11 protein-coding genes are annotated in these 14,499 nt (G+C 71.9%); 3 read left to right on the forward strand and 8 right to left on the reverse strand.

Features of this window, described 5'->3' with window-relative positions:
• Positions 1-42 precede the first annotated feature (42 nt).
• Both clpB and IF01_RS0107500 read right to left on the reverse strand, forming a co-directional pair.
• Positions 43-2,649 carry an ATP-dependent chaperone ClpB gene (gene clpB / locus IF01_RS0107495; RefSeq protein ID WP_030392502.1) on the reverse strand — a complete coding sequence of 869 codons (2,607 nt, stop codon included), beginning with the start codon at positions 2,647-2,649 and terminating at the stop codon, positions 43-45.
• Between the two features lie 71 nt (positions 2,650-2,720).
• Positions 2,721-3,788, reverse strand: a complete 1,068-nt coding sequence (locus IF01_RS0107500) for a LysR substrate-binding domain-containing protein (RefSeq protein WP_078879749.1) — start codon at positions 3,786-3,788, stop codon at positions 2,721-2,723.
• A 71-nt stretch (positions 3,789-3,859) separates the two neighbouring features.
• Here IF01_RS0107500 and IF01_RS0107505 point away from each other — a divergent pair, with 71 nt between their 5' ends.
• The 3 genes from IF01_RS0107505 to IF01_RS0107515 all read left to right on the forward strand — a co-directional run bounded on the left by IF01_RS0107505 (position 3,860) and on the right by IF01_RS0107515 (position 7,616).
• Positions 3,860-4,984, forward strand: a complete 1,125-nt coding sequence (locus IF01_RS0107505; protein ID WP_030392504.1) for an SLAC1 family transporter — start codon at positions 3,860-3,862, stop codon at positions 4,982-4,984.
• 594 nt (positions 4,985-5,578) lie between these two features.
• Positions 5,579-6,610, forward strand: a complete 1,032-nt coding sequence (locus IF01_RS50915; RefSeq protein ID WP_030392505.1) for a helix-turn-helix transcriptional regulator — start codon at positions 5,579-5,581, stop codon at positions 6,608-6,610.
• Positions 6,597-7,616: a LuxR C-terminal-related transcriptional regulator gene (locus IF01_RS0107515; RefSeq protein ID WP_244215456.1), complete on the forward strand. Its 1,020-nt coding sequence runs from the start codon at positions 6,597-6,599 to the stop codon at positions 7,614-7,616. Before IF01_RS50915 ends, IF01_RS0107515 begins: the two co-directional genes overlap by 14 nt.
• Before the next feature lie 7 nt (positions 7,617-7,623).
• Here the strand turns inward: IF01_RS0107515 and IF01_RS43645 are convergent, their stop codons facing one another.
• The 6 genes from IF01_RS43645 to dnaK form a co-directional block, all read right to left on the reverse strand.
• Positions 7,624-8,250 carry a TIR domain-containing protein gene (locus IF01_RS43645; RefSeq protein ID WP_051740548.1) on the reverse strand — a complete coding sequence of 209 codons (627 nt, stop codon included), beginning with the start codon at positions 8,248-8,250 and terminating at the stop codon, positions 7,624-7,626.
• 562 nt (positions 8,251-8,812) lie between these two features.
• Positions 8,813-9,844, reverse strand: coding sequence for a TrmB family transcriptional regulator (locus IF01_RS43650; protein ID WP_051740546.1), 1,032 nt, complete (start codon positions 9,842-9,844; stop codon positions 8,813-8,815).
• 203 nt (positions 9,845-10,047) lie between these two features.
• Complete coding sequence (locus tag IF01_RS0107530) at positions 10,048-10,560, reverse strand: heat shock protein transcriptional repressor HspR (protein WP_078879750.1); 513 nt, start codon at positions 10,558-10,560, stop codon at positions 10,048-10,050.
• Between the two features lie 7 nt (positions 10,561-10,567).
• Positions 10,568-11,719 carry a molecular chaperone DnaJ gene (dnaJ, locus tag IF01_RS0107535; RefSeq protein ID WP_030392509.1) on the reverse strand — a complete coding sequence of 384 codons (1,152 nt, stop codon included), beginning with the start codon at positions 11,717-11,719 and terminating at the stop codon, positions 10,568-10,570.
• A gap of 158 nt (positions 11,720-11,877) precedes the next feature.
• Entirely contained in the window at positions 11,878-12,513 is a 636-nt protein-coding gene (gene grpE / locus IF01_RS0107540; protein ID WP_030392510.1) for a nucleotide exchange factor GrpE, read from the reverse strand.
• A complete protein-coding gene (gene dnaK / locus IF01_RS0107545; protein WP_030392511.1) occupies positions 12,510-14,357 on the reverse strand; it encodes a molecular chaperone DnaK in 1,848 nt (615 codons plus the stop codon). Before dnaK ends, grpE begins: the two co-directional genes overlap by 4 nt.
• Positions 14,358-14,499: the final 142 nt, after the last annotated feature.

Genomic DNA, 14,499 nt, shown 5'->3' on the forward strand with positions numbered 1-14,499 from the left:
GATCCGGGGGCGCGGCGGGTCCGGGCGGCCGGTCCCGGAGGGTCATTTCTCCAGTGGTCCGCGGGCACGCACGGTGAGGCGGTCGCCGGTCTCGTCCCGCTCGACCAGCACGGTGTCGCCGTCGTGCACCTGGCCCGCCAGGATCGCCCGGGCCAGCTGGTCGCCGATCGCGGACTGCACCAGCCGGCGCAGCGGCCGGGCGCCGTACGCCGGGTCGTAGCCGGTGAGCGCCAGCCAGTCCCGGGCGGCCGCGGAGACCTCCAGCTCGAGCCGGCGGTCGCGCAGCCGGTCGGCGAGCCGGGCCACCTGGAGGTCGACGATCCGGGTCAGCTCGGCGGTGCCCAGCGGGTCGAAGACCACGATGTCGTCCAGCCGGTTGAGGAACTCCGGCTTGAAGGCGGACCGCACCGACTCCAGGACGAGGTCCTTCTTGCGCTCGTCCGGGGTGGTCGGGTCCACCAGGAACTGGCTGCCCAGGTTGGAGGTGAGGATCAGGATCGCGTTGCGGAAGTCCACCGTGCGGCCCTGGCCGTCGGTGAGCCGGCCGTCGTCGAGCACCTGGAGCAGCACGTCGAAGACCTCGGGGTGGGCCTTCTCCACCTCGTCCAGCAGCACCACGCTGTACGGGCGGCGGCGGACCGCCTCGGTGAGCTGGCCGCCCTCCTCGTAGCCGATGTACCCGGGCGGGGCGCCGACCAGGCGGGAGACGGAGTGCTTCTCGCCGTACTCGCTCATGTCGATGCGGACCATCGCCCGCTGGTCGTCGAAGAGGAAGTCGGCCAGGGCCTTGGCGAGTTCGGTCTTGCCGACGCCGGTGGGGCCGAGGAAGAGGAAGGAGCCGGTCGGGCGGTCCGGGTCGGCGATGCCCGAGCGGGTGCGCCGCACGGCGTCCGACACGGCCTGCACGGCCTCCGGCTGGCCGATCAGGCGTCGGCCCAACTCCTCCTCCATGCGAAGGAGTTTGGAGCTCTCGCCCTCCATGAGGCGGCCGGCCGGGATGCCCGTCCAGGACGCCACCACATCGGCCACGTCGTCCGGGCCGACCTCCTCCTTGACCATCGAGGCGGAGGTGTCCTCGCCGGCGGCGCGCTCCTGGGCCTCGGTGAGCTCCTTCTCGGCGGCCGGGATCTCGGCGTACATCAGCTTCGACGCCCGCTCGAAGTCGCCGTCCCGCTGGGCGCGTTCGAGCGCGCCGTGCAGGTCCTCCAGGCGGCCCTTGAGCTCGCCGACCCGGTTCAGGCTCTTCTTCTCCTGCTCCCAGCGGGCCGTGAGCACGCTCAACTGCTCGTTCTTGTCGGCGAGATCGCGGCGGAGCTTGGCCAGCCGGTCGACCGAGGCCGGGTCCGACTCCTTCTCCAGGGCCAGCTCCTCCATCCGCAACCGGTCGACGGAGCGCTGGAGTTCGTCGATCTCGACCGGCGAGGAGTCGATCTCCATCCGCAGCCGGGAGGCCGCCTCGTCGACCAGGTCGATCGCCTTGTCCGGCAGGAAGCGGGAGGTGATGTAGCGGTGCGAGAGGGTGGCCGCGGCGACCAGCGCGGCGTCCGAGATCTGCACCTTGTGGTGCGCCTCGTACCGGCCCTTGAGGCCGCGCAGGATGGCGATCGAGTCCTCGACGTTCGGCTCGCCGACCAGCACCTGCTGGAAGCGGCGCTCCAGGGCCGGGTCCTTCTCGATCCGCTCGCGGTACTCGTCCAGGGTGGTGGCGCCGACCATCCGCAGCTCGCCGCGGGCCAGCATCGGCTTGAGCATGTTGCCGGCGTCCATCGCGGAGTCGCCGCCGGCGCCCGCGCCGACCATGGTGTGCAGCTCGTCGATGAAGGTGACGACCTGGCCGTTGCTCTGCTTGATGTCGTTGAGGACGGCCTTCAGCCGCTCCTCGAACTCGCCGCGGTACTTGGCGCCGGCCACCATCGCGCCGAGGTCCAGCGCGACCAGCCGCTTGCCGCGCAGAGACTCCGGCACGTCGCCGGCCACGATGCGCTGGGCCAGGCCCTCGACCACGGCGGTCTTGCCGACGCCGGGCTCGCCGATCAGCACCGGGTTGTTCTTGGTCCGGCGGGAGAGCACCTGGACCACCCGGCGGATCTCCTGGTCCCGGCCGATCACCGGGTCGAGCTTGCCGTCCCGGGCGGCCTGGGTGAGGTCGGTGCCGTACTTCTCCAGGGCCTTGTAGGTGCCCTCCGGGTCCGGCGAGGTGACCCGGGCGCTGCCGCGGACGTCCTTGAACGCGGCCAGCAGCGCCTTGGCGGTGGCGCCCTGCCGCACCAGCAGCTCGGCGACCGCGCCGCCCTCGGCGGCCAGGCCGACCAGCAGGTGCTCGGTGGAGACGTACTGATCGTCGAGGTCGTCGGCGCGCTTGCCGGCCTCGGTCAGCACGGCCATGGTGTCGCGGGCCAGCTGCGGCGCGGCGACGGTGGAGCCGGAGGCGCTCGGGAGTGCGGTCAGCTGCCGGCGGGCGTCGGCGTCGATCGCGGACACGTCCGCGCCGACCGCCTCGAGCAGCGGCCTGGCGATGCCCTCGGGCTGTTCCAGCAGGGCGATCAGGATGTGCACCGGCTTGACGTCCGGGTTGCCGGCCGCGCCCGCCTGCCGGATCGCGGCGGACAGGGCGTCCTGCGTCTTGGTGGTGAACTTGCTGGCGTCCACTGCTGGGGGGTCCTCCCTCGTCGAGCTGATGTCTGCTCTCTACAGCATGCACTAAGTTGAGTCTATTCCGCTCAACTTTTGCGTGAACGGTCGGGGCGGGCCCGCAGAACGGGCCGCTCGCTCCGCGCGGCCGACCCGGCGGTGCCCGCGGCCGCGCCCGTCCCGGTGGCCGGCCGGGCCGCCGTCCTCGGCGGCAGGGTCCGCGCCTGGGCCATCCTCGCCTGGTGCGTCCCCGCCGTCCGCCGGGTCAGCGCCAGCAGGTCCCGGGCCGGCCCGGACGGCCGCTGCCCGGACGGCCAGACCGCCCGCAGCGGCCGCCGCAGGTCCAGCTCCTCCGCCAGCCGCACCGCCACCAGCCGCCGGGTCGCCAGCTCCTCCACCACCGCCAGCTCGCTCAGGCAGACCGGCCCGGCGCCGGTCATCGCCGCCGCCTTCAGCGCCGTCGACGAGGCCAGCTCCAGCCGCGGCGGCGCGGCGCCGCCGTACGGGTCCAGCGCCATCTCCAGCACCTCCCTGGTGCCCGAACCCGGTTCGCGCAGCACCAGCGGGGTCGCCGAGAGCTCCGCCCCGGACAGCGGCGAGCGCCGGCGCGCCCACGGATGGTCCGGTGCCACCACGACCACCAGCCGGTCCGCCGCCACCACCGCGCCCGCCAGCCCGGCCGGCGGCAGCGGCCCCTCGACGAAGCCCAGGTCGGCGTCCCCGGACAGCACGTGCCCGGCCACGTCCGCCGAGTTGGCGGTGCGCAGCGTCACGGCCGTCCCCGGATTGGTCGCGTGCAGCGCCAGCAGCCAGCCCGGCATCAGGTACTCGGCGACGGTCAGGCTGGCCACCACGGTCAGCCGGGCGTCCCGGCGCTCGCGCAGTGCGTCGATCCCGGCGTCCAGCGCCTGCGCCGCCTCCACCACCTGCCGGGCCCACTCGACCACCAGCCGGCCCGCCTCGGTGGGCCGGGAGCCGCGCGGGGAGCGCTCCAGCAGCGGGACGCCGATCTGCCGCTCCATGCCCTTGATCCGGGCGCTGGCGGTCGGCTGGCTCACCCCGATCTCGGCGGCCGCCCGGCCGACACTGCCGAGCCGGGCCACCGCGAGCAGCAGCTCCAGGGCACCGATTTCGGGGACGCGCGGGGAGAGGGGCATAGATCCAGGCTATGCCCTCATAGAGCGCGCGGCGCTACCGGCGGCCGCCGTCCCGGGGGACGGTTGATGCCATGGTCACCCTGCTCAGCGCCGCTCCCCCGATGTCCGCCCGGGCCCGCCTCACCGCCCGGGCCCGCCGCCTCGACCTCTCCCAGCTCACCCCGAACTGGTACGCGGTGGTCATGGGGACGGCGATCGTGGCGAACGGCGCGGCCGCCCTCCCGGTCCGGTGGCCCGGCCTGCTGGGGTTCGCCGAGGTGGCGTGGGCGCTCGGACTGGCCGCCCTGCTGCTGCTCGGTACCGCCCGCGCGGTCCACCTGACCCGGCACCGCGAGGCCGCCCGGGAGCACCTGCTGGAGAACCCGGCCACCGCCGTCTTCTACGGTTGTCCGCCGATGGCGCTGCTCTCGGTCGGCCTCGGCACCCTGACCGTCGGCTCCCGGGTGCTCGGCACCGGCCCGGCCGTCGCGATCGACCTGGTGCTGTGGACGGCGGGCACGCTGTACGCGCTGGCCGTCGCGGTCGGCATCCCCTATCTGATGATCACCCGGCACAAGGTCTCCCCGCTCGGCGCCAACCCGACCTGGCTGCTGCCCGTGGTCGCCCCGCTGGTCGCCTCCGCCGCCGGCCCGGCGCTGGTCCCGCACCTGCCCGCAGGCAGTGCCCGGGAGGCCCTGCTCTACGGCTGCGCGACGCTGTTCGGGATCGGCCTGCTGGCCACCCTGGCCCTGTTGCCGGTGGTGCTCACCGGCCTGGTGCACAGCAAGCTGTCCGCCCTGGCGCTCACCCCGACCCTGTTCCTGGTGCTCGGCCCGCTCGGCCAGTCCACCACCGCCGTGCACCAGCTCGCCGACGCCGCCGGCCCGGTCCTGCCCCGGCTCGCCCCGGTCGCGCTCCCGCTCGCCGAGCTGTACGGCGTGGCCGTGCTCGGTGTCGCGATGCTGTGGCTGCTGCTCGCCCTCGCCGCCAATCTGCGCGCCCGGCGGGCCGGGATGGGGTTCGGGATGACCTGGTGGGCGTTCACCTTCCCGGTCGGCACCTGCGTCACCGGGGCGGCCGCGCTGGCCCGGCACACCGGCTTCGCCGGGTTCACCGGGCTCGCCGTCGGCCTGTTCGCGCTGCTGCTGGCGGGCTGGGCGATCGCGGCCGGCGGCACGGCCGCCGCGCTGGCCGGCGGACGGCTGCTGGCCCGCTGAGGCCCGCCGAGGCCCGCCGGGACCGGCCCCGACGGCCCCACGAGTCCGGTTTTCCGGACTCCGCGCGTCCGCCACCGACCGGACGGGCGGTCGGAGAACTTCCGCAACACCTCGCTGACCTGGTACTTCGCAGGAACCGGCAACGGACCGGGCCGGTCGGGGCCGGTCCGGTGCTGCAGGTTTCTGCAATTGCGAGAACATGCAGCAGGGCGGCACTTGTTCACCGGCCGTCACGCTGTGAGGGTGGAGTCACGCCAGGTCGTCCGGGCAACCGCAGCCCGATGATGGCGACTTGCTCTTCATTGCTGGATGCGACCGGCACGTCCGCACGTGCCTGCATATCGGGGGGGAAGAGCGCCGGCCGGGACGCCATGTGTGGTGATGGCCCCCGGGACCGGAGCCGGCGAGGCGTTGCTGCTCCGCCTCGCCGGAAGCGCTGGGACCGCGGCGTAGACCGACGGCTCCCCGGACCCGTGTGCGACGGCACCCGAGGTCCGGGGACCCGTCGGTCCCCAGTAGCGTGAGGGCCGACGGTCACCGCGCCGCGCGCGCGGAGCACCACACCCCGAGAGAACCCGGCAGGGAGCGTTCGACGTGACGTTCGGAGCGACGGCGGATCCGAAGGACACCTCGGGCGGCGCCCCCGACGAGGGCGCGGCCGGCACCGCCGCGGCCGCCGGCGAGCCCGACGAGACCGCCCGCGGCCTCTACCTGGCGATCCTCGCCGACGGCGGCCGCGTCCGCTTCGCCGACGTCCCCGAGGCCGACCGCGCGGCCGTCCACCGGCTGGTCTCCATCGGCCTGCTGGTGCCCAACCCGATGGACGCCTGCTACACCGCCGTGAGCCCCCGCTCGGTCAGCGACCGCCTCGGCGCCGAACTCCGCAGCGAGGCCACCCGGCTCCTGGTCCGCGCCGAGAACCTCCCCGGCACCTTGGACGCCCTCACCCGCGCCTACGACGCGATGCCCCGCCCGCCCGAGCGCTCCGGCGGGGCCGTCTACATCGAGGGCCACATCCACATCCGGCACCGGATCTCGCAGCTGGTCTCCGACTGCCGTACCGAGGTCCTCACCGCCCAGCCGGGGCCCCGGCCGGCCGACGCGCTCAAGATCGCGATCCAGCAGGACGTCCAACTGCTCCGGCGCGGCTGCTCGTTGCGCACCATCTACCAGCCGGTCGCGATGTCCGAACCGCCCGCCCTGGCCTACGCCGAGGAGGTCACCCGGCGCGGCTCGCTGATCCGGATCCTGGACGAGCCCATCCAGCGGCTGATGATCTTCGACCGCTCGGTGGCCGTGATCTCCGCCTCGGACGACCACAGCACCGCCGCGTTCATCACCGACCCGGCCGCGATCGCCTTCATCGTCAACGCCTTCGAACGCGACTGGTGCCGCGCCGATGCCATCGGCCGCTCCACCGCGCCCGGCCGGGGCGCCGCCCACAGCCCGCCCGAACGCGTCGGCCGCCTGCTCGCCCGCGGCCTCACCCAGCGCGCCGTCGCCACCCGCCTCGGTCTGAGCGAACGCACCGTCGCCGCCCACATCTCCCGGCTGCGCGACCGCTACGGAGCCCAGACCCTCTTCCAGCTCGGCTGGCTGATGCGGGGCGGCCGTGACGACGGATGAGCCGGCGGCCCCGGCGGTCCCCAGGACCTCCGAGGTGCTGAACGCGGTACTGCCGGACGAGGCCGCCCGGGAGCTCTACCTCGCGGTGCTGCGCGAGGGCGGCCGGATCGGGTCCGCCGAGGTGGACCCGGCGGACCGGGGCGCGCTGGAGGCGCTGATCCGCCTCGGCCTGCTGGTGCCGCACGCCCTGGACTCGTCGTACGTGGCCGTGAGCCCGCGGGCGCTCGCCGACCAGGTGGCGGCGGACCTGCGGGCGGAGGGGGTCAGGCTGCTCCAGCAGTCCGAGCGGTTGCCGGACCGCCTGGACGAACTCGTCCGGGCCTACGAACGCACCTCGCGCCACCTCGATGTGACGGGAGGGGTGGAGCATGTCGAGGGTGTGCCGGAGATCCGCACGCTGCTGACCTGCCTCGCGCGGGAGTACCCGCACGAGTCCATGACCATGCAGCCGGGAGGCGCCCGTCCGGCCGGCGTCATCGCGGACATGCTCCACCACACCAGTGCCTACCTGCGCAGGGGCGGCAGCGTCCGGACGATCTACCAGCCGCCGGCCAGGCTCGACCCGGCCACGGTCGACTACGCCGCGGAGGTCACCCGACTCGGCTGCTCGATCCGGACGCTGGCCGCCGACTTCACCCGCCTGGTGATCTTCGACCGTTCGGTGGCGGTGCTGCCGAAGGGCGCCGACGGGACGAAGGCCGTACTGGTGACCGATCCGGCCGTGGTGGCGTTCCTGGTGGACACCTTCGAGCAGCACTGGCACCACGCCGAAGGCGTCAACTGGGCCGCGCTGGCTGCCGGTACGGCCGATTCCGCGGTGCACGAGCAGGTCGGCCGGCTGCTCGCCCAGGGGCTGACCCAGCGGACGATCGCCGCACGGCTGGGACTGAGCGAGCGGACGGTGGCCGCCTACATCTCCCGGCTCCGGGAGATGTACGACGCGGAGACGCTGTTCCAGCTCGGCTGGCAGATGCGCGGAGCCCGGGCGGGGGAGCCCGGTGCCTGAGCCGCGATCAGCCGGTGGCCGCGCCGGTGGGCCAGTAGCCGGTCGGGCCGACGGCCGGGGGCTGCTGCCGGGGGACGGTGAACTGCTCGCCGGGGGCGGTCCAGAAGCCCTCGCGCAGGGAGAGCGCCATGCCGGCCCAGTCGAGGGCGGTCTCCACGGTGTGGTGGAGCGCCTCCTGGGACCAGGTGTCGTCGAAGACCAGCGGCAGGACGGGGGCGACCTGCTCGATGGTGGCGATCAGCGGGTTGTGGGTGATGGCCTCGTCCACCAGCAGGACGATCGGCTTGCGCAGCGCGGACGCCCAGCCCAGCTCCAGGCTGACGCCGGCGGAGAGCGGCGCGCCGACGTAGGCGAAGACCAGGTCCGCGGACTGCAGCGCGCGGAAGTCCGACGGCACCCGCGGCTCGGGGGCGCGGCCGGCGACGGTCCAGGCGTCACTGTGGTGGGCGCTGTAGACGGCGGCGCCACTGCGGAGAAGGGTGGTGCGGAGGGTGGTCAGCCGCGTCCGGCTGGCAAGAGTCACCACACTGTCCGCCGGCCCGGTCAGCCGCATCAGCGGCGCGGCCAGGAAGACTCGTGCACGCCGACCCTCGTGGGCCTGGCTGTCGTGGTGACGCAGGTAGGGCTCAGTCATGTCGACTCCGGGGAGTGGCTGATCGGGTTCACCAGGTCCGGCAGGGTTGGGTCAGGGGTTCCGATCGGCGTGGCTGCGGTCTCCGCCCGAGGTGCGGGGCCGAATGGTGAATTGAAGGTACATCGGCAAGTGTGGTGAGCTTGCCGGGACCATCGGGAGCGAACTGATCGTCCATCGCTCGGGGCGGTCGAGTCCACTGCTGAGAGGTGTCATCTGACTGCCTGGCATGGAGATGACGCACTTCTGCGCAGGGGGCATGTGGCGCGCGCGTTCGAGCTGGGGCATTATGTGGTCGATTGCTCAGCTGTTCCCATTGCTCGATACCTTGCGACTACTCAGGAAGGCGTGATCGCATGCTTCGCCTGCGCCGGCACGTTCGCATTGTGGCAGTTTCGATCGCTGCCGTTGTAGCAGTATTGACCGCGAGCAGCCAGATTGTCTCGGCAGCTTCCGGCCACCAGCCCGCGTCGCACAGCCCCGCGTCCTCGGAGCTGCGGACGGTGGCACTGACGGACAGCGACAGCAACTGGACCTGAGCCGGTTCGTCGGAGGGCTCGCCGGGTCAGTCGGTGACCTGGTCCAGCCCGTCCGGCCGGCTCTCGGGGTGACCGTGCTGAGGCGTTCGGGCCAGCACGTATCCGAGCTGGAACAGTGAATCGACCTTGTAGTCCTCCCGCATGTCCGCTATGTGACGTGCGAGGGTCCGTTCACTGATGCCGAGGCTCCTGGCTATGACGCGATGACTGGTGCCCTTCAGCAGCAGATCGATGATCGTCTGTCGCAGGCGTGAGATGACTTCCTGGGGCACCGCTCGGGCGCCGTCGAATTCGAGTGCGCGGTTCCAGTTGCGCTCGAAGATGTCGGAGACCAGATAGCTGATGATCGCCCTGTCGTGAATGAACGCGGCCACATTCAGGTCGTCGGCGACAGGAATGATGGCGGTACGCCGATCGACGACGATGAGTCGCGTATAGGGCTCGTCCAGGGTGCGGACCTCCCCGCCCCCGTCCGTGATCGCCAGGACGTAGTCCCTGGTGGCCGCGTGGTAGCGGGTACTCGGGTGGTAGATCGTCCGGAACGAGGCGCCCCTCTGGAGCAGGGCCAGATCCCGGTCCCGGCTGCTGGCAAGGGCCTCCGGAGGGCGGGGACCGCCCGGTTGCGCGGCCAGGAACTCCTCGGTACAGCTGTTGGTCAACTGGCCCAGCCGTTGGTTGATCAGCACTTTTCCGCGCACGTACTCGATGCTGCCGCCGGTCTGCTTCGGCGTGTGGAAAGCCTCGGTCAGGTCCTTCAGGTCGATCGGCAGTGCCTCGGCCCGGGACAGCAGGTCGAGGGCCTTGCGCTGCCAGGAGGCGATGAGTCCGGACGAAAGCTGCTGGGGGTCCACGGCCACGAGGACGTTCGGATCGTCCGTGTCCGGCACCAGCAGGCCGATGTCGAGAAGCTCCTGAAGGTACTTGGCATCGGTGGCCTCCCGGTTTTCGGGCAACAGGCGACCGTGGGTGTGCAGGATGTCGAGATACAGCTTGCGTGCATTATCCGAAAGGACGCCGAGACCGCCTGAGGTGAGTCCGGGATCGGCCGTCTCGCTCATCTGCGGCTCCCTGGTGTCGGATAGGGCTGTGCGAAGCCGGGGCGCCGGCTTCGACGGGGATCTTGGACAGAGCCTTCGAGGGCCGGCATCGGTGTTTCTCGATCTGCTGTTGCCTGCACCGAGCACTCTCTCACCAAACGCCGCGCCGCCGGCACCCCCCGGCCAGGGGGAAACCGGCGGCGTCGGCGGGGCGGCGCGGGAGGTCAGCGCTTGGGGCGCCAGACGACCAGGGCGCTGGAGTGCGGCGTGGGGGGCTGGTACGGGACGAGGTCGCGGCGGTAGGAGGCGTGGATGGTGGCCTCGCGCTGCTGGAGTGCGGCGGCCGCGCTCTCCAGGGAGTCGGCCAGTTCCGCGATCCGGGACTGGAGGGCGCTGACCTGGTTCTCCAGCTCGATGATCCGCTTGATGCCGGCCAGGTTGATGCCCTCGTCCTGGGAGAGCCGCTGGACCTCGCGCAACTGCTGGATGTCGCGCGCGGAGTAGCGGCGGCCCCGGCCGGCGGTGCGGTCGGGGCAGACCAGGCCGAGCCGGTCGTACTGGCGGAGGGTCTGCGGGTGCAGACCGGAGAGCTCGGCGGCCACCGAGATCACGTAGACCGGGGTCTCCTCGGTGAGCACGTAGTGGGGCTGCGGGGCGCTCCGGCGCGTGGTGCGCCGGGCGCCGCCACCGGGAAGGCCGTCACCGAGGCCGGGTCCGATGGGTTCGTCGGGGATCATCTGGTCGTCACGCTCCCTTCGCCGCTCTGAACAGGGCGGCTCGTGGGTCGTCGGAGGCGGTCGCCTCGCGGTACTGCTCCAGTGCGGTCAGCGCGTCGCCGGTGACGGTCTGGGGCACCACGACCTCCACGGTGACCAGCAGGTCGCCGCGGGTGCCGTCCTTGCGGGTGGCGCCCTTGCCGCGGGCCCGCAGGGTCAGGCCGTTGGCACTGCCCGGGGGCAGCTTGAGCTTCACCGACGGGCCGTTCAGGGTCGGCACCTCGATGGTGCCGCCGAGCGCGGCCTCGGGGAAGGTGACCGGGACGGTCACGGTCAGGTTGTCGGCCTTGCGCCCGAAGACGGGGTGCGGGTCGACGTGCACGGTGACGTAGAGGTCACCGGGCTGGCCGCCGCGCTCGCCCTGGGCGCCCTTGCCCTTGAGCCGGATCCGCTGGGCGTCCTGGACGCCGGCCGGGATCCGGACCTGCATGGTGCGGGCGGAGCTGGCCCGGCCGCTGCCGTGGCAGTCGGTGCACGGGTCGTCGACGATCATGCCGCGGCCGCGGCAGTCCCGGCAGGGCTCGGAGAGCGCGAAGGCGCCCTGGCCCCGGCTCACGGTGCCGGAGCCCACGCAGGTCGGGCAGACCCGCGGGGTGGTGCCGGACTTGGCGCCGGTGCCGTTGCAGAGGCGGCAGGGGGCCTGGCTGGTCATCCGCAGCGGGACGGTCGCACCGTCGACGGCCTCCTCGAAGGAGAGCGTCACCTCGGTCTCGACGTCGGAGCCGCGCCGCGGCTGGGCCTGCCGGCCGCCCCGGTTGAAGAGGCCGCCGAAGACGTCGCCGATCCCGCCGTTGCCGCCGCCGCCCTGGCTGCCGCTGAACAGGTCGCCGAAGTCGAAGCTGTAGCTGCCGGTGCCACCGGGGCCGCCCCGGAAGCCGCCGTTGGCGAAGAGGCTGCGGGCCTCGTCGTACTCCTTGCGGCGCTTCTCGTCGGAGAGGACGTCGTAGGCCTCGGAGATGTCCTTGAACCGCTCCTCGGCCTTGGTGTCGCCCTTGTTGGCGTCGGGGTGGAACTCGCGCGCCAGCTTGCGGTAGGTCTTCTTGATCTCTGTGGCGCTGGCGTCCTTCGGCACGCCGAGGACCTTGTAGTAGTCCTTCTCCACGTAGTCCTTGCCGCTCATGGCCGGCGCCACCTCCCGAGGTCCATCGTCACAGTGCTGTCAACGGTCGGAACCCGGCCGGTCGTGCCGGGGGACCTCGACAGCGCGCTGCGGAGCCGTCCGCCGTACTGGCCGGCGTACGACTCCGCAGCGCAAGGGTTGTCAGCTGTCACCGGTGGTCAGCTGTCCGAGCCACCGTCGGCCTGGTCCTTCTTCTCCCCGCCCTTGGCGGTGTCGGCGTCCGGGCCGGGCGTGGTCTGGGTGCCCGGCTGGGGCTCCGCGACCGCGACCATCGCCGGGCGGATGATCCGCTCGCCGATCCGGTAACCGGGCTGGAGGATCTGGACGCAGGTGTCCTCGGTGACCTCCGAGGAGTAGCTGTGCATCAGCGCCTCGTGCATGGTCGGGTCGAAGGGCTCGCCCTCCTTGCCGAACTGCTGCAGGCCCAGCTTGGCGACGACCGTCTCCAGGGACTCGGCGACGGACTTGAAACCGCCCGTCACCTCGCCGTGGTCGCGGGCCCGGCCGATGTCGTCCAGGACCGGGATCAGCGACTCCAGGATGTTGGAGACGGCGATCTCACGGACCGTCAGCCGGTCGCGCTCGACCCGCTTGCGGTAGTTCTGGTACTCGGCCTGGAGGCGCTGGAGATCGGCGGTGCGCTCGGCGAGCTGCTTGGCCGCAGCGTCCCCCGAGGGGGTGCCCGCGTCGGTGCCCTCGGCACCGGCGGAGGCGGCCTCCTCGGCGGCCTTGATCACGGCCTCCTCGGCGGCGGAGTCGTCGCCGGGCTCGGCACCCTGCGGCTTCTCCGTCATGCCGCACCGCCCTTGGGCTTCTCGTCGTCCACGATCTCGGCGTCGACGACGTCGTCGTCCTTGGCACCGGCCTCACCGGCGTCGCCGGCCGCGCCCGCCGCACCGGCGGCGTCGGCGTTGGCGTAGAGCGCCTGGCCGAGCTTCTGGGCGGTGGTGGAGACCTTCTCCGAGGCCTCGCGGATCGCCGCGATGTCCTCGCCCTTCAGGGCCTCCTTGAGCTCGCCGATGGCGGTCTCGACCTCGGTCTTGACGTCGGCCGGGAGCTTGTCGGAGTTGTCGGCGATGAACTTCTCGGTGGAGTACACGAGCTGCTCGGCCTGGTTGCGGGTCTCCACGGCCTCGCGGCGCTTGTGGTCCTCCTCCGCGTACTGCTCGGCCTCGCGCATCATGCGCTCGATGTCGTCCTTCGGCAGCGCGGAGCCGCCGGTGACGGTCATCTTCTGCTCCTTGCCGGTGCCGAGGTCCTTCGCGCCGACGTGCATGATGCCGTTGGCGTCGATGTCGAAGGTGACCTCGATCTGGGGCAGGCCGCGGGGGGCCGGCGGCAGGCCGGTCAGCTCGAACATGCCGAGCTTCTTGTTGTACGCCGCGATCTCGCGCTCGCCCTGGTAGACCTGGATCTGCACGGACGGCTGGTTGTCCTCGGCCGTGGTGAAGATCTCGGAGCGCTTGGTCGGGATCGTGGTGTTGCGCTCGATCAGCTTGGTCATGATGCCGCCCTTGGTCTCGATGCCGAGGGACAGCGGGGTGACGTCGAGCAGCAGGACGTCCTTGACCTCGCCCTTGAGGACACCGGCCTGGAGCGAGGCGCCGATGGCGACGACCTCGTCCGGGTTGACGCCCTTGTTGGCGTCCTTGCCGCCGGTCAGCTCGCGGACGAGCTCGGCGACGGCCGGCATACGGGTCGAGCCGCCGACGAGGACGACGTGGTCGATCTCGGAGAGGGCGATGCCCGCGTCCTTGATGACGTTGTGGAACGGGACCTTGCAGCGCTCCAGCAGGTCCGAGGTGAGCTGCTGGAACTGGGCCCGGGTGAGCTTCTCGTCCAGGTGCAGCGGGCCCTCGGCGGAGGCCGTGATGTAGGGCAGGTTGATCGAGGTCTCGGAGGACGAGGACAGCTCGATCTTGGCCTTCTCGGAGGCCTCGCGCAGACGCTGCAGCGCCATCTTGTCCTTGGACAGGTCGACGCCGTGGCCGGCCTGGAAGACCTTGACCAGGTGGTCGACGACCTTCTGGTCCCAGTCGTCGCCACCGAGGTGGTTGTCACCGTTGGTGGCCTTCACCTCGACGACCCCGTCGCCGATCTCCAGCAGCGAGACGTCGAAGGTGCCGCCACCGAGGTCGAAGACCAGAATGGTCTGGTCGTCCTTGTCCAGGCCGTAGGCCAGGGCGGCCGCGGTCGGCTCGTTGACGATGCGCAGGACGTTGAGGCCCGCGATCTCACCGGCCTCCTTGGTCGCCTGGCGCTCGGAGTCGGAGAAGTACGCCGGGACGGTGATGACGGCGTCGGTGACCGTCTCGCCCAGGTAGGACTCGGCGTCGCGCTTCAGCTTCTGCAGGATGAAGGCGCTGATCTGCTGCGGGTTGAAGTCCTTGCCGTCCAGCCCGATCTTCCAGCTGGTGCCCATGTGGCGCTTGACCGAGCGAATGGTGCGGTCCACGTTGGTGACCGCCTGGCGCTTGGCCACCTCGCCGACGAGCACCTCGCCGTTCTTGGCGAAGGCGACGACGGACGGCGTGGTCCGCGCGCCCTCGGCGTTCGTGATGACGGTGGGCTCGCCACCCTCCAGAACGCTGACGACCGAGTTCGTCGTGCCGAGGTCGATGCCGACCGCGCGTGCCATCGTAAATACCTCCACGGAAGAGTTGAGCTTTACAGGCTCAAGGATGCATGACAGGCCGGGACGCGTCAACAGCTATGAGTCCTCGTCGCTCAAGTTTGGTGAGCCGAGGGGTGCGGGGAGGCGGCCGTGGCGCCGTCGTGAC

The sequence above is a fragment of the Kitasatospora purpeofusca genome (assembly GCF_000718025.1).
Taxonomy (GTDB): Bacteria; Actinomycetota; Actinomycetes; order Streptomycetales; family Streptomycetaceae; genus Kitasatospora; species Kitasatospora purpeofusca.